The organism is Collinsella aerofaciens (genome assembly GCF_015546965.1).
Taxonomy (GTDB): domain Bacteria; phylum Actinomycetota; class Coriobacteriia; order Coriobacteriales; family Coriobacteriaceae; genus Collinsella; species Collinsella aerofaciens_X.
Genome location: NZ_JADMUF010000006.1, coordinates 62,597 through 86,353 on the forward strand (window position 1 = coordinate 62,597; position 23,757 = coordinate 86,353).

Sequence of the window (23,757 nt, forward strand, 5' to 3'; positions counted from 1 at the left end):
AGGGCGATGCCCATGGTTGCTCGTCTTGCTCTTCTTGCGAGAATGTCGTTCATCTCGGCACCTCATTTCAAGGGTCGGCGGCTATTTTGAGTTCTTGATGCGGCGGGTGGCTGCGGCGGTTATTCCGAGGCCTGCGGCGGCGATTCCTGCTAGGGCGATTGCGCTTGGCGTTGTGTCGCCTGTGTTTGCGAGCTTGCCGGCGGTCGTATTCGCTTGTTTGCCGTTGCCCGTGTTCGCCTGCTTGGAGGAGATCGGTGCGGTGTCTTTGCCGGTCGCGGGCGAGCTGGCGGGCTGTGTCGTCTCGGCCGGTTGCGTCGAGCCGGAGGGAGGCGTCGTCTCGGTGGGTTGCGTTATCTCGGGCGAGGTGGCCTTGTCTGCTGCGGCCTTTGCCTCTTCGTATGCCTTGCAGGCGTCGTCATAGGCCGCTTGCGCCTTTTTCAAATTGTCGAGGAGCGCATCTCGCCAGGCTATGAACTGGTCGATGTTGGCTTTATATTTCTCTGCAGAACTTTCACAGTCATTAACTCGTCTTTCCTGACTTTTGAGGCGGCGCTGGAACTCGTCAAGCTCCGTTTCACAATGATCTACATACGCTTTTGCCCCTACGATCTCATTTTGCAACTGCCTTATTTGCTGTTTAACAGTTTTGACAAGCTCCTCGTCGCCGAGTGCTTCGAGTGCCTTAAGCACCTCAAGTTTGTTGTCTAATTTTGCCTGGAGCTCGCTTACCCGGTTGCCAGCCTCGTCGTATTTGGCTTGGGCTGCATCGATGTCCGCTTGCATGGCAGGAAGGGATTCTTTCGATTCGGCGGCTTGCGCCAACATCTCGTCGCGGTACTTTTGAAAACGGGCAATGTCATTATTAAAGCGCGCAATTTTCTCGGAACTCGCGGCCTTTTTTGCGGCTTCGAGGTTTTTGAGCGCTTCCTGCATGGCTGCATACGCTTTTTCTTTTTCGGTGGCCGCGTCTTCCGTCTGCAAGGCAACTGCACCGATGGGGGAGCTGGTTTCTGCCGCGATCGCCGTTACGGGGGCGATTCCCGCGGCAAGTGCCACGGAAAGGGCGATGCCCATAGTTGCTCGTCTTGCTCTTCTTGCTCTTCTTGCGAGAATGTCGTTCATCTCGGCACCTCATTTCAAGGGTTGGCGACTCACTTGGTAGCACTAATGTAAGTATATCAGGCGATTAACCCGCTCTTGAATCTCGCCAGAAATGACGAGTTGTTTACGCTTCTTTTGGGCTCACCGTACTATCATGATTCGAATTGAGTGTGAATGATGATAGGGAGCGCCTATACATGATTGAGCTGCTCAGGCGTTTTGGTGGTAAGTTTCGCCGATATATGGTGATCGGCCCTGCGTGCAAGCTGATCGAAGTGATCTTTGACCTGCTTACGCCGCTGGTGATTGCCCAGATGATCGATAAGGGCATCGGGGCGCACGACGTGAACGCCGTTATCCACTACGGTATGCTGCTTGCCGCCATGGCTGTGATCGGCATCTCGTTTACGCTCGTCTGCCAAAAGATGGCGGCGCTGACCTCGCAGGGCATGGGCACCGACATTCGCGGCGCGCTCTACGAGCACATCAACAAGCTGAGCTATGCCGAACTCGACCGCTTTGGCACGCCGTCGCTTATCACGCGCATCACCAACGATGTCAACCAGGTGCAGCTTGCCGTGGCGCTGGGCGTGCGCATGCTCATCCGCTGGCCCTTCCTGGCGGTGGGCTCCATGTGCGCGGCCCTTGCCATCGACCTTAAGCTCGGCATTATCTTTTTAATCTGCACGCCCGCCATCGGCCTGGTGTTTTGGTTTGTCATGGCGCGCTGCATTCCGTACTACAAGCAGCTGCAGGCAAAGCTCGACCGCATTGCGCTCATTTGCCGCGAGGGGCTTTCGGGCGCTCGTGTGGTCCGCGCGTTTGTGCGCGAGGATCACGAGCGCGAGCGTTTTGCCCAGGCTGCCGATGACCAGGCACATGTCGCCATCGCGGTGGGCAAGCTCTCCTCGATTCTCAACCCCGTCACGTTTTTGGTGATGAACCTGGGCGTGTGCACCATCTTGTGGGTGGGCGGCATCCAGGTCAACGTGGGCGAACTCACGCAGGGCCAGGTTATGGCGTTCGTCAACTACATGACGCAGACCCTCACCTCCATTGTCTATGTCGCCAACCTGGTCGTGGTCTTTACCAAGGCGAGCGCCAGCGCGTCGCGTATCAACGAGGTGCTCAACTGCGTGCCGAGCATTACCGACGAGGGCAACCAGCCGGTCGCGCTGCCCGAGCCGAGCGAACTGGCGGGTGGTGCTGCTCCGGTCCCCGCGCTGAGCTTTGACCATGCGAGCTTTTCGTTTGGCGCGGGCGCGGCAAATGCCGTGAGCGATGTGACCCTGGCGCTCCCGCTGGGCAAGACGCTTGGCATTATCGGCGGCACGGGCAGCGGCAAGTCCACGCTCGTCTCGCTTATTCCGCGCCTATACGATGCGAGTGCCGGCAGCGTGAGCGTGATGGGCGCCGACGTGCGCACCTGGCCGCTCGACCAGTTGCGCCGTGTGGTCGCGACTGTTCCGCAGCGCGCGTCGCTGGTGAGCGGCACCATCCGCAGCAACCTGACCTGGCGCGACGAGTCGGCAACCGATGAAGAGCTGTGGACGGCGCTCGATATGGCGCAGGCCAGCGAGTTCGTGCGCAACAAGCCGCAGGGGCTCGACGCCCCGGTCGAGGCGGGCGGCAAGAACTTCAGCGGCGGTCAGCGCCAGCGCCTGACCATTGCGCGTGCTCTGGTGGGCTCGCCGCAGATCCTGATTATGGATGATTCCGCCTCGGCGCTCGACTTTAAGACCGACACGGCGCTTCGCCACGCCATTCGCGAGCGCAGCGTGCGCGGCGCCGCCGAGGGCGGGTTGCCGCTGACGACTGTCATCGTGAGCCAGCGCGTCTCGACCGTGCGCGATGCCGACATGATCTGTGTGCTCGATCACGGTTCGGTTGCGGGCCTGGGTACGCACGACGAGCTGTACGCAAGCTGCCAGCTCTACCGCGAGATTTGCCAGTCGCAGCTCCGCCGTGAGGAGCTCGAGGGCCAGCAGGGGAGTGCGACGCCCGCTTCGGACTCCGCCCCTGCATCCACCCGCGCAAAGGAGGGCTGCTAAATGAATCCGTATACTTCTTCCGGTTCGGTCGCCACGATGACGGCCAATGTGTCCGGCAACGATAACCTCAACGACCTGGGCGACGGCCCGCGCCAGCCCGGCGATCCCGAGCGCTATCCCGTGGGCGCGGTGACCCGTCGCCTGATGGGCTATGTCCGCCCGCATTGCATTTCGTTTGCGGCGTCGTTTGTGAGCGCCGCCATCTCGGTGATCTTGCAGCTCTACACGCCCATCCTCATCGGCGAGGGCATCGACCTCATCGTTGCCGCCGGACGGGTGGACTTTGACGCGCTGTTGCCGCTCGTCACCAGGCTCGCGATCGTCGTGGTTGGTGCCGCGGCCTTCCAGTGGCTGCAGGGCTATTGCGTCAACCGCCTGTCCTACGAGACGGTGCGCGACATGCGCGTGGAGGCGAGCGACAAGCTCAGTCGCATGCCGCTCAGCTTTATCGACAGTCATGCCCACGGCGACCTTATGAGCCGCGTGGTCAACGACGTCGACCAGGTGGGCGACGGCCTGCTGCAGGGCTTCACCCAGCTCTTTACCGGCGTCATCACTATCGTGGGCACGCTCGCGTTTATGCTCTCCATCAACCTGACCATGACGCTCGTGGTGGTGCTCGTCACGCCGCTTTCCATCTTTGCGGCCGGCGCCATCGCCAAGCTCTCCAACAAGAGCTTTACGGCTCAGCAGCGCATTCAGGGCCAGCTTGGCGGCCATATCGAGGAGTATGTGGGCGAGCAAAAACTCGTGGACGCGTTTGCCTATGGCTCGCGCGCTCAGCAGCGCTTCGATGCCTTCAACGCCGAGCTCTATACGGCGGGCGAGCGTGCGCAGTTTATGGGTTCGCTCTCCAATCCTGGCACACGCTTTATCAACAATATCATCTACGCCGTGGTGGCCGTGATCGGCTGCGTGGGCGTGATCACGGGCGTGCCCGCGGCACTCACGGTGGGCGGCGTGCAGATCTTCCTGTCCTACGCCAACCAGTACACCAAGCCGTTCAACGAGGTCACCAACGTCATTACGCAGATCCAGACGGCCTATGCCTCGGCGCGCCGTATGTTTGCGCTGCTCGATGCGCGCGAGCAAGAGCCCGATGCAGCGGATGCCGTTGAGCTCGCAGCTCCGAAAGGCGAGGTCGCCTTTGAGCATGTGGACTTTAGCTATGTGCCCGACCGCAAACTGCTACAGGACATCTGCATCGATGCTAAGCCCGGCATGCGCTTTGCCCTGGTCGGTCCCACGGGCTGCGGCAAGACGACGCTCATCAACCTGCTGCTGCGCTTTTACGATATCGATGCGGGGCGCATCGTGGTCGACGGGCATTCCTCGCGCGACTACACGCGTGAGAGCCTGCGCCGCGCCTTTGGCATGGTGCTGCAGGACACCTGGCTGTTCGAGGGCACGGTGGCCCAGAACATTGCCTACGGTTGCCCCGATGCCACGCGCGAGCAGATTGTCGAGGCCGCCAAGCGCGCGCACGCGCACAAGTTTATCGTGCAGCTGCCAGGCGGCTACGATACGGTGATCGGCGAGGACGGCGGCACGTTTAGCCAGGGTCAAAAGCAGCTGCTGTGCATCGCGCGCGTCATGCTCACCGATCCGGCGATTCTGCTGCTGGACGAGGCAACGTCGAGCATCGATACACGTACCGAGCTGCAGGTGCAGGCGGCATTCGACGAGCTCATGGCCGGTCGCACGAGCTTTGTCGTGGCGCACCGCCTATCGACGATCCGTAACGCCGATTGCATCCTAGTCATGCGCGACGGGCAGATTATCGAGCGTGGCACGCACGACGAGCTGCTAGCGGCAGGCGGCTTCTACGCCGAGCTCTACCGCAGCCAATTCGCCCAGTGAGCAAGCCCGCGGGACAAATTAATCAGAAGTGTTTGTCCCAAGATTATGCATTCTATCTGCGGCGTGGTGACGATTGACGAAATAATGTGGTGACGATTGATCTCGATTGGGGGCGCTGGGAAACTTAACTGTTTCAAAGCGTATACCTTTTGAGACGTCGTGGCCTTGAATATGAACAATAAGATGCGTATCAGCTCTCGATTTGTCGCGAATCTCCGCGAAAGCTTGCGAACCATCGCGAAATCCTGTGGCCCATTCGCGATGGTTCGATGATGGGACCGGCTATACCGGTTTTTCGATATGGCTATGGCAGTTTTTATATATCGAGTGAGCACGAAGGGCCAGAAACTCGACTCGCGGAGGGGGCGGCGGCAACCCGCTGGTGAAGGGAGTTAAGTTGGCGGGTTCGATCTCCCGGTTCTAAAAATACTCAGTATACTGAGTGATTTTACTCAGTATACTGAGTATTTAAGAAACAAGGAGGTAGATTGACATGTTTGAGCGCCATCAAGTTGCCGTGATAGCCCAGAGGATGCGGGAAACGAATAATCCGTTGATGCAATTTATAATCGGGCCCCGCCAAACGGGAAAGTCGACCATGTTCGTGCAGGCGTTGCACCATGCAGACATGCCCTGTCACGTGGCCAATGCGGACGATGTTGTGAATCCCGATGCCAGCTGGCTGCAAATCGAGTGGCAACAGGCAAGAAACCTCACGTCTGGAGGTAAGGTCCCGGCCGTCTTCGTTGTTGATGAGATTCAAAAGGTGCAGAGTTGGTCCACGGTCGTCAAGGGATTGTACGACCGGGATCGCCGGGAGGGGACGCCGCTCAAGGTCATTTTGACCGGATCGTCGTCGCTGCTGCTGCATAAGGGCTTGGAAGAATCCCTTATGGGCCGTTACGAGCTCATTCGGTCGCCGCATTGGTCCTATCGCGAGTGCAGCGAGGCCTTTGGCTTTTCTTTTGAAGACTATCTCTATCACGGTGGATATCCGGGTGCGGCGCCGCTGGTTTCCGATGACGCCCGTTGGCGAAACTATATCCGAGATGCGATCGTCGAGCCGGCGATCTCGCGCGATGTTCTCTCGTTGGAGAATATCCGCAAACCGGCGCTGATGCGCGCGCTCTTTTGGCTCGCGGCAAGCTATTCGGGGCAGGAGCTTTCGTATTCAAAAATGGTAGGCCAGCTGCAGGATGCCGGTAACACGGTCACGGTCGCCGGGTATTTGGACCTGCTGGGCAAGGCCGGTTTGGTTACGGCGATTCCCAAGTTCAGTGACAAGGAGCTCGCAAAGCGCCGAAGCACCCCGCGGCTCATGGTTTATGACACGGCGTTTATGACGGCGCTCGGCGATAAGGGCCGAGCAGAATGGCTGGAGGATTCGGCGCGGCGGGGTCATTTGGTGGAATCGGCAGTGGGTGCACGACTGCTTGCGCGCGCGCCGGAAGAGGGTTTTGAGGTCATGTGGTGGCGTGAAGGCGTCAAAGAGGTCGACTTTGTGCTGCGAAGGGATGATGCGCTGAGCGCCATCGAGGTCAAAAGCGGTGGAGAGTCCGGCCAGAGTGGCATGTCGACGCTCCTAAAAAAGTATCCGCGAGCCAAGCGGATCGTCGTGGGAGGGGCGGCGGCCGGGGCGTGCGCCGTGGAGGATTTTCTGCTCGATAAGGTGACGCTGTTTAACTAGCCTGAGCAAATTGAGAAAATACTCAGTACACTGAGTGAAATTACTCAGTGTACTGAGTATTTTGACTTGGGCGTTGGATGGGTGCTCGGCCGCCGCGTGCGATGGCGAAAACCGGGCCAGGCCTTACCAGCGGATATGCATGCAGGAGGGGCTCCAATTTTCATGTCCCACTCGTATCGTCTGTCAGAAACCTGACGAATGACCTGTCTCCCTGTCATGCCCTTGTCACAAATCTATTAACGGGACCGTCAAATTTCCTCCTGAATTTTCTGACGGTACCGCGGTTCCCGCATGATTTTAGGGACTTGCGCTTCAGGCGGCTTTATCCATTGATGTCAGCTGTGCCGTCAATCAGCAGAAGTTGGTTTACATCTGTGGTTTTAGTACTAAGATATGCTTCTAATAAATTGCATTAGTGGCTTTAGTTTTGGGGGAAACGAGGCAACGTGACTATGACGTGCTCTTTGGTGGTTAACAGCAAGAGCGGTAATACCAGGATGGTTTCGGGCGCGATCAAGCGCGCTCTGCAGGCTGCGGGCGTTGAGTTTGTCCACGCCGCGGCGTTGAGTGACGATGCGGACGCAGATCAGGTTGCGCGCGAGGCGCAGGGCGCCTGCGCGGCCGACACGGTGCTCGTCGGTTTTTGGTGCGACAAGGGCGCATGCACGCCTTCGGTCGCGGCGTTGCTCTCCGCTCTGCACGGCAAGCGCGTTTTCCTCTTTGGTACCTGCGGCTTTGGCGCTAGCGAGGATTACTTTAGGCAGATTATCGACCGCGTGACGTCCAATTTGGCCGGAGATGCCGAGCTTGTGGGCTGGGCCATGTGCCAGGGCAAGATGGGCCCCGCGGTCAAGCAGCGCTACGAGGCCATGCTCGAGCAAGATCCCGACAATACCCGCTTTAAGATGCTGCTCGACAACTGGGTTGCCGCAAAGGATCACCCCACCAAGGAGGATCTGGACAACATGGCTGCAGCCGCCAAAAAGGCCGTGCTGGGGGAGTAACTCCGGCGCTGACGGCGGTCGGTCCATCTTTCTAAATGTAACGTCCTCCCGGGCGTCGGGGCACGAAGTTCCCTGCTCTGCAGTCCTGCGCAAGACGAAGGCCACATTAAGTGGCCTTCTTTGCGTGCGGAACTCGCGATGAACTTCGTGCCCCGCCGTCCGGGAGGACGCCTCTTTATTGATGGGAGGCCTGATAGGTCGATGGTTCCGTGCCCGGATGCGTCCAAAGTGAGACGGGCTTTCCGGATGGGCAGGCTTTCGGAAAATGCGTCCCGGAATTTGCCTTTGGAATGGGACGCCGTTTCCCAATGAGGCTCAAGCGGAAAATGCGTCCCGGAATTTGCGCTCAAAGTGGGATGCGGTTTCCGGTTGAGGGTCTAAGGGGAAAGTGCGTCCCAGAATCGACGCTTGAAATGGGATGCAGTTTCCCGATGAGGCACTCGACGGAAAATACATCCCAGAAATGGCCTTTGAGCTGGGATAAGATTTCCGCGGCATCTCGGATTCTCAAAAATGAGACACGCCGTTGGCGAAAATGAGACACGTGATATCGGGCGTCGGACGTATCATTTGCAAAAATGAGCAGACTCCACTCGAGTAAAGCGAGGTCCCCCATGCACGTTCCACACCCCCACATTCGCCGGTTGTCGAAAATCCCGCTTGTTGGGACGGCGGCGCTTGCTGCGCTGATCGCCACGAGCGTCGCCTGTTTCACGGCGGCTCCCAACGTCGCCCAGGCGGCAGACACGCCTGAGATCACCGATATGACCGAGCAGGACTATAGCGACCTGGGCCTGGGCACGAGCGAGGACATTCCGGCCGATACCGTTGGCCCCTATTCCACCGATACCCCCACGACGTTTGCCACGCGCAGCGAGGTCTATATGGCAGCTAACGGTAGCCATGGCAATCGCTACACTCTGCGCGACAAGCTCGAGAACGTCGAGCGCGGCGATATTGGCGGCAGCAGCAAACTCACCGATGGCTATGGAAGTGTGTGGGGCGCCGCAAAGTTCTGGCAAAACGTCAACAATTTCGATACGAACAGCGACCTCTACAAGCATAGCGACTACGGTGGCGGCACCTGGTCGTATCTGAGCAACAATGAGTCCTCGACGGTACTTGCCAACGACAACAACGGCTTCTCGGGCATTCACGCCACAAGCGTTGAGTTCTGCGGCGATGCCAGTACAGGCAAAAAGAGCCGCGTTGCCGAGCTTCGTGCCTACGGCGACAGTTCTTCCACGACGATCGACGGCAAGTCGTACGCCGGAAAGGTTGAGCTGGTCCTCTATTCGTTTAGCAACGGGCGCACGCGCAGCCTTGATACGCGCCTGCCGGTGACGGTCAACACCAATATGATGGACGGAGGCCGTTTTAAGTATCTGAACGCCGGCTACCTGCAAGAGCACGACGCCGTCTTTGATGTCGAGGCGGGCGATGTCGATGGTGACGGCGTGGACGAGCTTTTTGTCTATGCGGGCTGCTATGTCGACGAGAGCGGCGTGCGTAAGGCTGTAGTCGATATGTACGACCTGGAGGGCGGCAACTGGAGGCAGAGTGTCGTCAAAATCGACGCCGGTAACGCCGCGGACTACACCACGCACAACGAGGGCGGGAACGACTCTTGGACGCAGCTGCAGTCAGCTCCTGTCGTTTCGCTGGCTGCCGGAGACCTCGACCGCGATTTTTGCGATGACCTCGCCATCGTGGTCTCGGCACCCTACGGCAAAAAGAATATCGCCAAGTCGACGCATTGCGAGCTGTTCTCGTGGGATGCATCCAAGGGTGCACTCGTCCATGTCGATGCTCTGGGTGACGCGGGCGCAATCTCCCTCTCCTCGAACGGCAAGACCATGGTCGCTGCGAATGCGACGTTCGGCACGTTTGCCGCCTACGATGAAGAAGGAAAGAAGACGGGTGAAACCGTCACGGGCCTTATTCTTGCGGGCTATGACTGGCAACGCAGTGCTTTTGATTACGACGCCTATGACGGCAGCAAGGGGCTGTACGGCGCGCTGTACCGCTATGCGTATTTTGACTCGGAGTCTGGCGAGTTCAAACTATCCGATTGCAAGGAATACAGAGACGGGCTCCTTGCCTCCTATGGACTGATGCATGTGCCCAGCAGCGCATGGAAGGATAGTGCTCAGGATAAGCGTTATCCGTGCACCTTGGCGCCTATTGCCCTTGCCACTGCCAACCTTGACGGTCTGTCTGAGCAGCCGGCGGTCGACGAGGTGCTCGTGGGCGGCGATGTGTTCCGCGACTTTGCCTGCAACACGGCGCAGAGCGGGGCCCAGGGCTTGGGTTCCATGGTCGGAACCATGAGCATGAGCGGCCAGCAATACAACAGTAGCAACAAGCATGACCACAAGGGTATCGAGCAGGTGTGGATCAGCGACGTTAAGGCGGGCAGCGTCTCGGGTTCGGACCGCTATAACGAGAGCTTTATCGCCGTGGTGGGCAAGCACCGCGACGAGGACCTGCGCAAGAACGATGACTACTATTGGATGACCGCCTCGCATTTTTCGCTCGACGAGAACGGAAAGGTGCGCCGCGGCGAGGAGCAGGTGATCAGCGAGAGCAACCGTCGCGGCACTACCTACGGCACGTTTATCTCGCTCGCGCTGCCCGATGTCGACAACGACAGCGTCAAGATTACGTACAAGGACCGCTACAAGGTCTATACCAACCCGCGCGTGCTCGCCGTGCTGCAGGATGCTCCCTATGTTGAGGATCTGGAGCAGGCATACGGCTATCTGGTGTTGGGCGGTACGGAATATGGCGAGGGCACGAGCACAGGGCAGATTCACGGCGGCACTATTGGCGCCGAGTTGGGCGTTGCCGTCGAGGTGCAGACCGGTCCGCCCCTGGTCGCGATGAATGCTTCAGTCGATTTTGCCGCCGAGGGATGCTATGACTACCGGAGCGAGCGCACGGTCAGCGCAAGCGTAAGCTATGAGTCGCATGCCGGCGAGGGTGACAAGGCCGTGCTCTACACGATTCCGATGGTCTATTACGAGTATGAGATCGAAAATGAGGAAACTGGTGGCAAGGGCGTGATGGCGGCGCCCGTGTCGCTCGGCGCGCAGACCTCGGTCGTTAATGTCGAGGCCTATGACCGCATTGCCAAACAGCACAATATGACGCCGCTCAGCTACTTTTTGACCAACCGGTCGGGAGAACCCGGAACCTATCAAACGACGCTCAACGGCGAGACTCCCGTTGGGGATTCCTTTGGCCTGGGCAAGCCTGGCGTAACGCGCGCCTACACGCACGATGGGTTTAACGGCGCCGCCGCGCAGTCGGGGGCGAGCATTGAGCAGACCATCGAAGTCGAGGAGGGCAAGGAGCAGGAGCTCGAGCTCGGCTTGACGCTGAACGGCAGCGTTGTCATGGGCGCGAAGCTCGCAAAGCACGAGTTGTTTGGCGGCCTGTGCTTTGGTGCCAACGCCGGCTTTACTACGGGTAACTCCTCGAGTGAATCGACCGAATACGGCGGCACCGTCGACAACCTGCCCGAGGCCGCGCAGGGCAAGTACGGTTTTGTGTGGCGTCTGGGCGTCAACGCGGTGGATGTTGACAAGTTCGAGGCAGACTCGGGCGACAAGCTCGGCACCAAGGATACCGACCAGTTCTGGATCGTGGGCTATGACGTTAAGGACGTCGAGATGCCCGACGCGCCGGCCGTGACGGGCTTTACGGCAAACGCCGTCGATTCGACCAGCGTTACGTTTAGCTGGGACGATGTACTCGCAAACAAGAGTGGCTTTAGCTACGGCGTGGGCATGCTGCAGAGCAATGCGGCGGATGCGGTCGTCAATAGTTGGAAGATTGCCGACAACACGCAGACCTCGCTCAAGTGGGATGGGCTGCAGCCCAATACGGAGTATCGATTCGCCATCGCCGCCGTTAAGAATGGATCCACGACCGAAACAGGTATTCGCTCGGCAATCATCACGGTCAAGACCATGCCCGATGGCATGACGATGACCGTGAGCGGACCTGCGGCGGAGGGGTCGAGCAAAGAATACGATTCCTCGGTCGAGCGCGCGGCGGGAAACCACCTGACGCTCTCGGCGATCGGCCATGTGAAGCAACTCGGTGCCGACGATAGCGAAACAGGGCTGGCACCGACCTATATGTGGTACCGCAAGGGCCGCGGCGAGACAGAGTTTAAGCTCGTGGGTGCCGATGGCAACCTCGCGGCTGGAACGGCCTCAAAGCTCGAGATTGACCTGACCGCAGACGATGACGGTGCGCAGTATTACTGCCACGTGGGATACAACGACGTGGGCCTCGACACCGGCACGACGCTCGTGAATATCGAGGCCGAGGAGACGGCGCCCACAACGGTGAACGCCACCCCGATCCGCACGCGCCGCCTGTTCTCGCAGGCGAGCGAGGGAGCCAAGAAGTTCCTGGACCATACGCTGGTGAACACCGCCGGCCCAACCGATTCCGAAGGCTCAAAGGACCCCGAGACTCCGACGACTCCGGAGACGCCTGAGACCCCGACGAACCAGGACAAGCCCAAGTCCGACAACGGAGCTAAGACCGACACCAAGGTCAAGACTACGACCACAGCGAAGAACCTCGCAAACACCGGCGACCAAACATTCGCCATGGTCGCCACCGCAGCAGCAGCGGGTGTAACGCTCGTAGTAATAGCCCTCATCATGCTGATCAAACGCCGCAAGACCCACTAGTAGCCAGTCGAACATATCGACAACCCAAAAACCCGGGTAGCCAAAAACAGGCCACCCGGGTTTTCTGTTGAGTGGAGACTCCGCAAGCGGAAACTGCATCCCATTCCAGACAAGAATTCCGGGACACACTTTCCGCAAACAAAGAAGGCCACAAGACGTGGCCTTCGACTTATATATGTTCAGCGGATACCCCTATGACAAGCTGCGCTCCAACAACAGGGCGTCTGTCCGGGCGGAGGCATATAAGGTTCATCGCGAGTTCCGCACGCAAAGGGGGCCACTTAATGTGGCCCCCGTCTTGCGCAGGACTGTCCGAGCAGGGAACCTTATATGCTTCCGCCTGGACAGACGTTTCAGTTGTGGCTCAGCAGCGACCCGCTACTTGATCTTGGTCGTACCCGGTGCCAGGTTGGGGTCGGTCTCGTTGGCCTCGGTCTGGAAGTGCTCGGTGTAGACGTTCTTGCCGTCGCGGAACATCTCGTAGTACTGCATCTTGGCGTAATCCTCGCGCGCCTTGGTGGCGGCTGCTGCTGCGGCGTCGTCACCGGTGACGTTGGAGGAGAGCGCCCAGCGCAGGCTGGCGTCCTCGTAGCCGACGGAGTTAATGGCGGGCAGCGACTCGCGCAGCGTCATGTGCGCCTTCTGGTAGTCGGTCAGCGGTGCGCCGATCAGTTGCATCAGCTGGGCCGACAGGTAGTTGGTGGACAGGTCGTCGACCTCGCTCGTCTGGTCGCAGCCGGCAACGTCGTAGTTGGCCCAGATGATGTAGTCGGTCTGCCACAGGCGCTCCTGGTGCGTAGCGTCGTCCTCGTCGGTAAACCACTTGTCGTTGAACTTGGACGGGAAGAACGGCTGGTGGTCGCCCCAGAACACCACGACCACCTTACGGTCGAGCTTACTCAGGGCGTTGAGGAAGTAGCGAAGCGCCTGGTCGGACTGCTCGATGCACGAGACATACTCGTCGACATCGGAGAGCGTGCCGTCCTCGACGGTCTTGGTGTCCAGGTCGGTCGTGTCGATGTTCAGGTGCATCTGCTTGTCGACCGGCAGCAGGCCCGTATCGTAGCCCGAGTGGTTCTGCATGGTCACGTCGAAGATAAACTGCGGATCGGCGTTCTGGTCGAGCAGCTCAAGAATCTTGTCGTAGGTAGCCTGGTCGGTCACCATGCCGCGCAGGGTGTCGGCTCCCTGGAAATCGTTGATGGACAGGAACTGGTCAAAGCCAAAGTCCTTGTAGACGTTCTCGCGGTTCCAGTTGGTGGCGTGGTTGGGGTGCATGGCCGTGGTGGAGTATCCGAGCGACTTGAACTGCTCTGCCAGGTTCCCGGTCGTTTCCATGTTGTAGATGGTGTAGGGGTACACGCCCGAGCCCAGGTTGGCCATGGAGTTGCCGGTCATAAACTCAAACTCGGTATTGGCGGTGCCGCCGCCGTAGGCGCTCACGTAGAGCTTGCCGCGGCTGAGGCAGTTGGACAGGCTCTTAAAGTACTGCGGGCCTTCGTAGCCGGCGCGCATGTTCTGGTAGATCGACAGATCCGAGAACGTCTCGTTCATGATGGCGATGACCGTGGGCTTCTCGCTGTCGAACTGCTCCTTTGCGGCGGCGCGCTCGTCGCTCTTGGCGGCGTCGGACTTGTCGTAGGCCTTGGCGTACTTTTTGAGCGTGGCCTTGGCATCGTCGACGGAGTAGTCGGCGGGTTTGGGCGGCTTGATGGACTGCGCTGCGCTAATGAAAGCGGGCAGGTAGCCCTCGCGCCAGTAGCTCTCGAGCGGGCGCCAGGTGTAGACGGTGATGCCGAGGGTGTTGTAGTAGTCGATGAGCGTGACATGCGCGGTCACACCGCCCAGGCACAGCACGGCGACGAGCAGGTTGGTGAGCAGGATGCGCTTGGCGTTGGCGGCGCTCTTCTGGCGATGCGGCGCGACCAGGCCGGCGTACTCGCACAGCAGCATGGCGATGGCGGTAAAGCCCATGGACAGCACACAGAATAGCGAGATCGAGAAGGTGTAGCCGTTGCCGGCGACCGCGGCGGCGGTGGAGATGGCCGAAAGGTCGCCCGGCTGGATGGGCATGGATTTAAACGTGATGACGAAGAACTCGGCAATGCCCAGGACAAAGAGGGCAAAGGCCAGGACCGCGGGAGCTGCGCCATGGCGCTGGAACAGGAAGAACAGGCCGACCATGAGCGTGGTGATGATGGCCCACTCGAGCAGGATGCACAGGGGGTAGACCCAGGTAAAGTCGTGGTTGGACGAGACCTCCATGCCCAGCAGCGCAAAGACGCCGGCGAGCAGCAGGCACAGGACGGCGGCGACGAGTGGTTTGCCCACAAAGGCGCCGCGCAGGCGGGCGAGCTTGCCGGTGGGGGCGGGGGCGTCGGCCGAGGCGAACGCAAAGACGCGCGGGGCGATGCGGTCGCGGGCGATGCTGGCCCAAGCGCAGCCGGTGAGGATGGCGTTGGTCAGGATGAGCATCACAAAGGCGAGCGGCTCGTTTTGGGCGACGAGGCCAATGGCGCCCCAAATGGTCAAAAAGAGCTGGAACAGGCCGAAGGCGACGCTCCACCCAAGAGCGCTTTTGGCAACGGTGCCCGACTGGGCGCGAACGGCCTTGGCCTCGCGCAAGACAAGGTAGACGGTCGCCGCAAGACCGACGAGCGAGATGGCGGCAGCGAACATGCTGAGACTCCTCACAAACTAAAACCTACGAAAGCGGGGGTTTACCCGATTGTTACCAAGATATGCGCTGCAACTGGTGGCTGCGCACAACAACCAGCCATATTAACGCGCACGTGTGGCGGTGTGGCGCAATGGAGTGGCGACCTGCGCGATAATAGACGGGAATTACACGGAAACGTAAAGGCTTCTTAAAGAATTAGCGAGGATGAGGCGATGAACGAGCAGGTTTGCACCAAGGCTGTGGATGCGTGTGGCTATCCGGTCGAGACGACGGGCAATGCGGTGCTGGACACGTTGGAGCACCGTTCCTCCACGCGTGCCTTCGCGCGTGATGACGACGACCGTCCCGTGGCGGTGACCGACGAGCAGCGTGCGGCGATTTTGCATGCGGCGAGTCGCGCGCCGTCGGCGGGCGCCATGATGATGTATTCCATCGTGAGCATCCGCGAGCAGGCAACGCTCGACCGCCTGGCCGACCTGTGCGACCACCAGCCCATGATCGCCAAGGCGCCCTGGGCACTTATATTTGTGGTCGATTATGCCAAGTGGATCGATCTGTTTGAGCATGCGGGCTGCTTTGAGCCCGAGTTTGTCGAGCGCACGGGCAAGGCGCCCCGCCGCGCGCCAGGTTTGGGCGACTTTGCCATCGCGGCCCAGGACGCCGTGATCGCCGCGCAAAACGCCGTGGTTGCCGCCGAGGCCCTGGGCCTGGGGAGCTGCTACATCGGTGATATCGTCGAGAATGCCGAGGAAGTGGCCGAGCTGCTGGATCTGCCTCCGTATACCATGCCGCTGTCGATGCTCATCATCGGCACGCCCCGTAAGGAGCGCCCGGCAATCGCGCACCCCGTGGTGAACCTGGTGCACGAGGAGCGCTACTGCCGTGCGGATGCCGCGACTATGGATGCGCAGGTGGCCGAGATGGATGCGATGTTTCGCCCACACGCCCGCGAGGTGGGGGAGCGCGTCGTGGATATCTACACCCGCAAGCACACGAGCCCCTTTATGGCCGAGATGAGCCGCTCCATGGAGTGGTGGTTCAAAAACTGGCTCGGAAAATGACGAATGTGACAAGGGGACAGCCCCTTTGTCACATTCCATATCGCCGCGGTGGCCTAAAGACTGTATAAATCTTTATCTAGCTGGGAAAACAGTGCATTCAAACATGGGCCGATTACCTATAATCCCTTCGAACATTAAAGTTGGGAGGAAACCGGCTTATGGAACAAAAGGCCAAGGAGGCAGCCTCGCACGCTGCGATTCCTGTGAGCATCTCGGCGATGCTCGTCACGCTGGGCGTGGTGTACGGCGATATCGGCACCAGCCCTATGTATGTAACCAAGGCGCTCGTTGCCGGCAACGGCGGCATCGGAAGCGTCACGGAGGAGTTCGTACTCGGCGCGCTCTCCCTTGTCGTGTGGACGGTCACGCTGCTGACCACCATCAAGTATGTGCTCATCTCGCTGCGCGCCGATAACCATGGTGAGGGCGGCATCTTTGCCCTGTACAGCCTGGTCAAGCGCTGCGGCAAGTGGCTTATCATCCCCGCCATGCTGGGCGGCGCCGCGCTGCTCGCCGACGGCATCCTGACGCCGGCCGTTACCGTCACCACGGCCATCGAGGGCCTGCGCACCATCCCGGCGGTCCATGCCGTGCTGGGCGATGACCAGGGCCGCGTCGTGGCCATCACGCTCGCCATCATCATCGTGCTCTTCTTGGTACAGCGCATCGGTACGGCCAAGATCGGTCACGCCTTTGGCCCCATCATGACGCTGTGGTTCCTGTTCCTGGGCGGCACGGGTCTGTTCTTTGTCTTTCAGTACCCCGCCGTGCTGCTGTGCCTCAACCCGGTGCGCGGCATCGCCTTTTTGCTGAGCCCCAACAACCACGCGGGCATCATGATTCTGGGCAGCTGCTTCCTCGCCACCACCGGTGCCGAGGCGCTCTACTCCGACATGGGCCACGTCGGCCGCGGCAACATCTACGCCACCTGGCCGTTCGTTAAGTGCTGCCTGCTGCTGTCCTACATGGGCCAGGGCGCTTGGCTTATCAACAACGCTGCCAGCCCCGAGCTCATGGGCATTGCCGACCTCAACCCCTTCTACCAGATGCTCGCCCCGGGCCTGCGTCCCTTTGCCGTCGGCCTTTCCGCCGTCGCGGCCATCATTGCCTCGCAGGCGCTCATCACCGGCGCATTCTCGCTGGTGTCCGAGGCCAGCCGTCTGGACCTCATGCCGCACATGCAGGTCTTCTACCCTGCCGAGACCAAAGGCCAGCTCTACATCCCCATGGTCAACAACGTCATGCTCGTGGGCTGCGTCATCGTGGTGCTGCTGTTCCAGAACTCGGCGCATATGGAAGCCGCCTACGGCCTTGCCATTACGCTGACTATGATGTGCACCACGCTGCTGCTCTTCTTCTACCTGCACGAGGAGCGCAAGCTCAAGGTTGCTCCGTGGATCTTCGCGGCCTTCTTCCTTTTGCTCGAAGGATTCTTCTTCGTGAGCTCGCTCACCAAGTTCTTCCACGGCGGCTATTTCACCATCCTCATGGCTGCACTCATCATGGGTGTTATGGTGTGCTGGTACAACGGTACGGCTGTTGAGCAGCGCCAGTTTACGCTGCTGCCGCTGCGCAGCTACCTGCCGCAGCTCAAGCGCCTGCGCGACGACGACCGTTACGAGCGCATGAGCGACAACGTCGTGTACCTGACCAAGGACACCCATACCGATTACATCGACCGCGACATCGTCTACTCGATTCTGGACAAGCATCCCAAGCGTGCCCGCGCCTGGTGGTTTGTGAACGTCGAGACCATGGACGAGCCGTATACGTTTGCCTATTCGGTCGAGACGTTCGATACCGACTACGTGTTCCGTGTGCACCTGTACCTGGGCTACAAGATCAACCAGCGCGTCAATGCCTACCTGCGTCAGGTTGTTCAGGACCTGGCTGCCACCGGCGAGCTGCCGCCGCAGACGCATGACTACTCGGTCTACAAGGATCCGGGTAACATCGGCACGTTCAAGTTCATCCTGATCCGTAAGCTTCTGGCGCCCGAGAGCGACGTGGAGCCCAGCGAGCGCACGGCCATCACGCTCAAGTACATCATCCGCCGCGCCGCCGGCACGCCCGCGCGTTGGTATGGCCTGGAGAACTCCAACGTGAGCTTTGAGTACGTGCCGCTGTTCACCAAGTTCAAAGCCGTGAACAAGATGCAGCGCCTGGCTCCCAACGAGCGGCCGTAGGCGCCGACGGGTTGCACGGAGTTGGTTTTCGATGGACAAGATTGAGGCCGGGGAGGTAAGCATGGATACAAGGATGCTTGATGGCCGCGAGGTGGTTGCCGAGCTGGTGCGTGAGGCGCGTGTCGACGCCGCCGAAGATCGGTTCTTTACGAATCGTGCCAACATGGACATGGCCGACCGCGTGATCTCGATCGTGGCGCTGGTATTTGGAGCGGTGTGCGTGTGTGCCCTGCTCGCGCACGTGCTGTTTGTCTAGCGACCGCCGGTTGCAAAGGCTATACACTTGGAACCACCACAAGGGAAACCACCACAAAGGTGCCTGTCCCTTTGTGGTGGTTTTTGTTTTTGAGAGAGGGGCGGGGCGCTGATGGACGTCCGTACGGATGGCGATATTGCCGATAGCTTTTGGTGGCGGCGCACAACGCTGACGCGCCGCACTCCTCTGTATGACGCCTGCGTGTCGGTGGGGCTGCTGGTCGCGGCGACGATTGTGGGCGCGCTGCTCGACCATCCGGGTCTCGCGCCGAGCATCATGATCGTCTATGTGTTCGCCGTTCAGCTGTGCGCATTCTTTACCTGGAGTCGCCTGTATTGCTTGCTGAGCTCGGCTGCCGCCGTGGCGCTCTACAACTTCTTGTTTGTCGACCCGCGCTACTCGCTGTCGCTTATCGACCGCGGCTATCCCGGCATGTTCTTCATCATGTTTGTGGTCTCGCTTGTGTCGAGCTCGATTGCGTTGGCCCTGCGCCGCGCCTTGGCACAGGCTGCCGCCAGCGACCGCCGCACGCATATGGTGCTCGAGACCAACCGCATGCTGCAGCGGTGCGCCGATCAGCAGCAGATTGTCCATGCTATGTCAACGCAGCTGGCGCGTCTTTCGGGCTGTCCGGTCGTGTGGTACAGCGCTGACGCCGAGGGCGATGACCTGCTGCCGCGTGCGACATACACGGCCGTGGGCGATGCCGCGCCGGTGCACGAACTGGCGCCTCAGATGCCGCCGCGGCTCTCGGCGTCCGCCTATGTGGGAACGCCGCTCGATGCCACCTATGGTGGCTCGGCGTTTTATGGCATCTACCTGACGGTTCGCACGGGCGACGGCTTCGTGCGCTCGGGCGACCCCGCCTCGGTGGTGGGCGTGCTGGCTATCGTTGCCGAGCCCGACGTGCTGACGCACGAGGAGCGGACACTTGCCGATGCCATCGTGAGCGAAGGCGAGCTGGCACTCGATCGCGCCCGCGCCATGGAGGCCCGCGAGGAGGCGGCGGTGCTCGCCAAAAACGAGCAGCTGCGCGCCAACCTGCTGCGCTCCATCTCGCACGACCTGCGCACGCCGCTCACCAGTATTTCGGGCAATGCCGATGTGCTGCTCGACCAGGGCTCGACCGGCACCGCGGTGCTCGATGCCCAGACGCGCCGCGGCCTGCTCCTGTCCATTCGCTCGGATGCGCAATGGCTCAACGCTACCGTCGAGAACCTACTTGCCATCACCAAGCTCGAGGGCGACGGTATGCATCTGTCGACTACGCTCGAGCTCATGGACGATATCGTCGAGGAGGCGCTGCGCCACGTAAGTCCGGCCGTGCGCGAGCACGACCTTAAGGTGGTGGCGTGCGATGAGCCGGCGCTCGTCAACGTCGATGCGCGCCTGATGGTGCAGCTAGTGGTCAATCTGGTGAACAACGCCATCACCTATACGCCCGCAGGCTCGCATATCATGATTTCGATTAGCGTCGACGATGGACGCGTGGCGTGCTCGGTGGCCGATGATGGTCCGGGCATCGCACCCGAGGATCGCGAGCGCATCTTTGAGTCGTTCTACACCGCCAACCACGGTCTGGCTGACAGTCACCGCAGCGTGGGCCTGGGTCTTTCGCTCTGCCGCTCCATTGCGCTGGCGCATGGCGGTAGCATAGAGGTTGCCGCGGCGGACCCGCACGGCTCGGTCTTTACGATTGAGCTTCCTGCCGCCGACGTTTCGTTTGATAAGGAGTAGCGCTGTGCCGAACTCTGCCGTAAAACCGCTCATCTTGGTCGTTGAGGACGACCCTGCCGTCCGCAATCTTATTGTTGCCGCGCTCGAGGCGCACGGCTTGCGCCATATGGCTGTGGAGACCGCCCATGCCGCCATCGCCGCCGCCTCGTCGCAGACGCCGAGCATTGTGCTGCTCGATCTGGGCCTGCCCGATATGGACGGCGTCAAGGTGGTGGAGTCGGTGCGCGCATGGTCGGGCATGCCGATTATCGTGGTCTCGGCGCGCAGCGAGGATGCGGACAAAATCCGCGCGCTCGATGCCGGTGCCGACGACTATCTGACCAAGCCGTTTTCGGTCGAGGAGCTGCTCGCGCGCATTCGCACGACGCTCAGGCGCCTTTCGTATGCGCAAACGGGCGGCGTTGTCTCCGAGGGCTCGTTCGATACCGGCGAGCTGCATATCGATTTTGATGCCGGCATCGCCACGATGGATGGCGAGGAACTGCATCTGACGCCGATCGAGTATAAGCTCCTGTGCCTGCTGGCACACAACGCCGACAAGGTACTGACGCACCAGTTTATCCTGCACGAGATTTGGGGCACGGCAACTAAGAGCGACCTGGCGAGCCTGCGCGTCTTTATGGGCACGCTGCGCAAGAAGATTGAGTCCGACCCCGCGCATCCGCGCTATATCCAAACGCACGTGGGTATCGGCTATCGCCTGGTCACCCAAGGGTAGGACGGCGTCCGCCATTCCACTATGAGTTGCGGTGAAATACGGTCTAAATTTGCCTAATTCCAGGCAAAACAGTCCGTATTCCACCGCAACTTTGTTATTTGCCTTTGGGCTTGCTGGCGTAGAACTTCTTCTTTTTGGACTTGCCGGCAGGGGAAGGTTTGCCGGCAAAGTTGGACTTGCCGTTGCCGGTCTGCGCGTGCGCGGGCACTGCCGCACGGGGTTTGCGGGCCTCGGGGTTGCGCAGCTCCTCGGTTCGCTCGGCAATCTCCTCGGCGCTAAAGCCTGCCTCGGCCATGGCGTCCTCGATGGGCAGGCGGCGCACGATATAGCAATGGTGCACCTTCTGGTTGCGCGCGAAGTCCTCGGGGATGGTCTGTGCCGTAATGTCCTCCAGCACCACGCCCGCACGCGCGAGCTTGCGCGTCTCGGGACGGAAGCCGCGCAGGTTGCAGCTAAAGATGGTATGTCCGCCCTGTGCGAGCAGGCGCGATACGCCGGCCAAAAGCTCAACATGGTCGCGCTGGACGTCCCAGGTGCGGCGGCCCATCTTGGACGAGTTCGAAAACGTGGGTGGGTCGACAAAGATCAGGTCCCAGCGGTTGCGCGTCTGGCGCTGGTCGCGAATCCAGGCAAGCACGTCGTCGCGCACAAAGTGATGCTGCGGACCCACAAAGCCGTTCTGGCGCATGTTGCGCTCGGCCCAGTCCAGGTAGGTGTTGGAAAGGTCGACCGTCACAGTTTCCTCGACGCCGCCGTCTGCCGCATAGCAGGTGGCGGTACCGGTGTAGGCGAACAGGTTGAGGAAGCGGCGCGCCTGTTTGGCGTGCTCGCGCACCAGGTTGCGGGTGACGCGGTGGTCCAGGAAGATGCCCACATCCAGATAATCGTCAAAGTTGACGGCAAAGGTAAGGCCGCCCTCTTCGATGAGCGGCAGACGACGGCGCGCGATGTTGGCGCGCTCGCCCGATGCGCCCTTGCCGGCGCCCTGTTTGCCGTACTGCGAGCCGCCGCGCGAACGCATGCGGGCCTTGGCGTGCACGTGCTCGGCCGGAACATCAAGAATACGCGGCGCGATGGCCAAGATGTCGAGCATACGGGCCTGAGCCAGCGCGGGGTCGATGGTCTTGGGCGCAGCGTATTCGGCGATGACGAGCCAGCGGCCCGGCGTCTGCGGGCAGCCCTCGTACAGGTCGATGGCAGCGGAGTAATCGGGCAGGTCGGCGTCGTAGACGCGGTAGCAGCTCACACCCTCGCGCTTAGCCCACTTGCGGCGCAGGCGGGCGTTCTTGCGCAGACGGTTGGCGAACTGCTCGGACTCGGGGATGAGCACGGGCAGCGGCTTGCCGTCGCCCAGGTCGAGCGTGGCGGCGGGCTCGGGCATGAGGGTGTCGGCGGCTTCGTCTTCGGCGTCCGCGGTCTGCTCCTCGGTGTTTGCGCTGGTCGCAGCCTCAAACGCTGCGGCGGCGTGGTCGAGCGAGGGCCAGACTTCGACGGTTGCCTCCTCGTTGTTGGGCATGATGGCGATCGAACGCTCGGGCTCGGCGTGGAGCGCGCGGGCCAGCAATCCGTCGCGGGTGAGCGCGGCGACCGGCGCGGCGGTGAGCTCAGGCGCGCGGCGCAGTTCGCCGATCAGCGTCATGGCGTCGTGCATGAGCGAAAGCGGGGTCTCGGTTGTGTCCGCGACCAGGGCGGCACCGGCAACGGCACCTGCGTGGTCCAGCACGGTGGCGGACTTGGCGGCGCAAAAATCGACAAAGCGCTTGTAGCCGGCACACTTAACCATGCGCTCGGCGGTCTTGCGGGCGGCAGGGTCGATGTCCGCGGCCACGATGCGTGCCTGGCGCTCGCGTGCTGCCGCCTCGCGTTCGCGCGCCTCGGCAAGCAGCTGCTCCCACAGAGCGGCGTCGTGCAGCTGCCAGCCCTCAAAGCCCCAGCGCTCGCGTGCGGCGCCCGGGGCGCGGTCGGTCAGAATGTTCACGGCCTCTAGCAGCAGACCGCCGCCGGCGCACGAAGCATCGATCAGCGTGGGAAGGGCTTCATTCTCGTAATCGTCGGCCGTCAACTCGCGCTCGCACAGTGCGGTCCAGCCGACCTGCGCCAGCACCAGGGCGGCGTAGTCGGGGCGCAGCACGTGCGCGCCCTCGCCGGCACGGGTCGCCGCGGGCGGCAGGCGCTTGAACAGCGGGTCGCCCGAAAGGTCCAGGCTTATGCTCGCGCGGCGCTGGCGCAGCGAAAGCAGTAGGTGAATATCGGGGTCGGCGGCATCGACGTCGGCGCGACGGCCCGTGGTCTCGGCCAGACGGTCGCACAGCGCGTCCTTGGCGCGCAGGGCCGAGAAGCGCGTGTTGCGCAGCTGCTCGGTCACGCCGCGGGCGGTGATGGCGATGGTGGCGCCGGGGCGGATGATGGTCTCCCAGGCGATGTCGTAAACGCTATCGTACAGTTCATCGGCATTCTGCGCCTCAAAGCGCCCGAGTACCACGAACACACGGCTCGCCAGGCGTGACCACAGACAGGCGCGGTAGCCTTCTTCGAGCTCGCCCTCAAATGTAGCGCGGCCCTTCAGCCGGCGAACATGCGAAAGTCCGAGGCGTTTAAGCTCATCGGCGAGTGCGGACTCAAAGCCCTCGGGGCAGCTTGCGTAAAATTCCATGGGTGACCTCTCTGGTTGCGTTGCTCCATTATATGATGGATACTTCGTTTA

13 protein-coding genes are annotated in these 23,757 nt (G+C 61.0%); 10 read left to right on the top strand and 3 right to left on the bottom strand.

Annotated features, from left to right (window positions below; all coding sequences use genetic code 11):
* Window positions 1-81 precede the first annotated feature (81 nt).
* On the bottom strand, window positions 82-1,122 hold the full coding sequence (locus I1M21_RS05530; RefSeq protein ID WP_195192761.1) for an LPXTG cell wall anchor domain-containing protein: 1,041 nt from the start codon (window positions 1,120-1,122) through the stop codon (window positions 82-84).
* A gap of 176 nt (window positions 1,123-1,298) precedes the next feature.
* On the opposite strand from I1M21_RS05530, the gene I1M21_RS05535 reads away from it, so the two are divergent.
* The 5 genes from I1M21_RS05535 to I1M21_RS05555 all read left to right on the top strand — a co-directional run bounded on the left by I1M21_RS05535 (window position 1,299) and on the right by I1M21_RS05555 (window position 12,415).
* Window positions 1,299-3,152 (top strand): ABC transporter ATP-binding protein, encoded by a 1,854-nt coding sequence (locus tag I1M21_RS05535; protein ID WP_195192762.1) that lies wholly within the window; start codon window positions 1,299-1,301, stop codon window positions 3,150-3,152.
* A complete protein-coding gene (locus I1M21_RS05540; protein WP_195192763.1) occupies window positions 3,153-5,012 on the top strand; it encodes an ABC transporter ATP-binding protein in 1,860 nt (619 codons plus the stop codon).
* Window positions 5,013-5,505: 493 nt separating this feature from the next.
* Entirely contained in the window at window positions 5,506-6,699 is a 1,194-nt protein-coding gene (locus I1M21_RS05545; protein ID WP_195192764.1) for an ATP-binding protein, read from the top strand.
* Between the two features lie 452 nt (window positions 6,700-7,151).
* A complete protein-coding gene (bilS, locus tag I1M21_RS05550; protein WP_195192765.1) occupies window positions 7,152-7,703 on the top strand; it encodes a flavodoxin family protein BilS in 552 nt (183 codons plus the stop codon).
* Between the two features lie 614 nt (window positions 7,704-8,317).
* Window positions 8,318-12,415 (top strand): fibronectin type III domain-containing protein, encoded by a 4,098-nt coding sequence (locus I1M21_RS05555; protein ID WP_195192766.1) that lies wholly within the window; start codon window positions 8,318-8,320, stop codon window positions 12,413-12,415.
* A gap of 378 nt (window positions 12,416-12,793) precedes the next feature.
* On the opposite strand, the gene I1M21_RS05560 is transcribed toward I1M21_RS05555, so the two are convergent.
* Window positions 12,794-15,094 carry an LTA synthase family protein gene (locus tag I1M21_RS05560; RefSeq protein ID WP_195192767.1) on the bottom strand — a complete coding sequence of 767 codons (2,301 nt, stop codon included), beginning with the start codon at window positions 15,092-15,094 and terminating at the stop codon, window positions 12,794-12,796.
* A 213-nt stretch (window positions 15,095-15,307) separates the two neighbouring features.
* Between I1M21_RS05560 and I1M21_RS05565 the strand changes: the two genes are divergently transcribed.
* From I1M21_RS05565 to I1M21_RS05585, 5 genes are all read left to right on the top strand, one after another.
* Complete coding sequence (locus I1M21_RS05565) at window positions 15,308-16,156, top strand: nitroreductase family protein (protein ID WP_229025631.1); 849 nt, start codon at window positions 15,308-15,310, stop codon at window positions 16,154-16,156.
* Between the two features lie 158 nt (window positions 16,157-16,314).
* A complete protein-coding gene (locus tag I1M21_RS05570) occupies window positions 16,315-18,342 on the top strand; it encodes a KUP/HAK/KT family potassium transporter (RefSeq protein ID WP_195192768.1) in 2,028 nt (675 codons plus the stop codon).
* 61 nt (window positions 18,343-18,403) lie between these two features.
* Window positions 18,404-18,598 carry a hypothetical protein gene (locus I1M21_RS05575; protein WP_195192769.1) on the top strand — a complete coding sequence of 65 codons (195 nt, stop codon included), beginning with the start codon at window positions 18,404-18,406 and terminating at the stop codon, window positions 18,596-18,598.
* A gap of 111 nt (window positions 18,599-18,709) precedes the next feature.
* The gene (locus I1M21_RS05580) at window positions 18,710-20,335 is read left to right on the top strand and encodes a sensor histidine kinase (protein ID WP_195192770.1); all 1,626 of its coding nucleotides are present in this window, start codon (window positions 18,710-18,712) and stop codon (window positions 20,333-20,335) included.
* 4 nt (window positions 20,336-20,339) lie between these two features.
* On the top strand, window positions 20,340-21,053 hold the full coding sequence (locus tag I1M21_RS05585; protein WP_195192771.1) for a response regulator: 714 nt from the start codon (window positions 20,340-20,342) through the stop codon (window positions 21,051-21,053).
* A gap of 94 nt (window positions 21,054-21,147) precedes the next feature.
* Here I1M21_RS05585 and rlmKL read toward each other — a convergent pair whose 3' ends face one another.
* Window positions 21,148-23,706 (bottom strand): bifunctional 23S rRNA (guanine(2069)-N(7))-methyltransferase RlmK/23S rRNA (guanine(2445)-N(2))-methyltransferase RlmL, encoded by a 2,559-nt coding sequence (gene rlmKL / locus I1M21_RS05590; protein ID WP_195192772.1) that lies wholly within the window; start codon window positions 23,704-23,706, stop codon window positions 21,148-21,150.
* Between the last annotated feature and the right edge of the window lie 51 nt (window positions 23,707-23,757).

Coding starts and splice junctions, on each gene's coding strand:
- I1M21_RS05560 (WP_195192767.1), bottom strand. CDS start 15,094: ATGTTCGCTGCCGCCATCTCGCTCGTCGGTCTTGCGGCGACCGTCTAC.
- I1M21_RS05545 (WP_195192764.1), top strand. CDS start 5,506: ATGTTTGAGCGCCATCAAGTTGCCGTGATAGCCCAGAGGATGCGGGAA.
- I1M21_RS05580 (WP_195192770.1), top strand. CDS start 18,710: ATGGACGTCCGTACGGATGGCGATATTGCCGATAGCTTTTGGTGGCGG.
- I1M21_RS05530 (WP_195192761.1), bottom strand. CDS start 1,122: ATGAACGACATTCTCGCAAGAAGAGCAAGAAGAGCAAGACGAGCAACT.
- rlmKL (WP_195192772.1), bottom strand. CDS start 23,706: ATGGAATTTTACGCAAGCTGCCCCGAGGGCTTTGAGTCCGCACTCGCC.
- I1M21_RS05540 (WP_195192763.1), top strand. CDS start 3,153: ATGAATCCGTATACTTCTTCCGGTTCGGTCGCCACGATGACGGCCAAT.
- bilS (WP_195192765.1), top strand. CDS start 7,152: ATGACGTGCTCTTTGGTGGTTAACAGCAAGAGCGGTAATACCAGGATG.
- I1M21_RS05535 (WP_195192762.1), top strand. CDS start 1,299: ATGATTGAGCTGCTCAGGCGTTTTGGTGGTAAGTTTCGCCGATATATG.
- I1M21_RS05575 (WP_195192769.1), top strand. CDS start 18,404: ATGGATACAAGGATGCTTGATGGCCGCGAGGTGGTTGCCGAGCTGGTG.
- I1M21_RS05555 (WP_195192766.1), top strand. CDS start 8,318: ATGCACGTTCCACACCCCCACATTCGCCGGTTGTCGAAAATCCCGCTT.
- I1M21_RS05565 (WP_229025631.1), top strand. CDS start 15,308: ATGAACGAGCAGGTTTGCACCAAGGCTGTGGATGCGTGTGGCTATCCG.
- I1M21_RS05570 (WP_195192768.1), top strand. CDS start 16,315: ATGGAACAAAAGGCCAAGGAGGCAGCCTCGCACGCTGCGATTCCTGTG.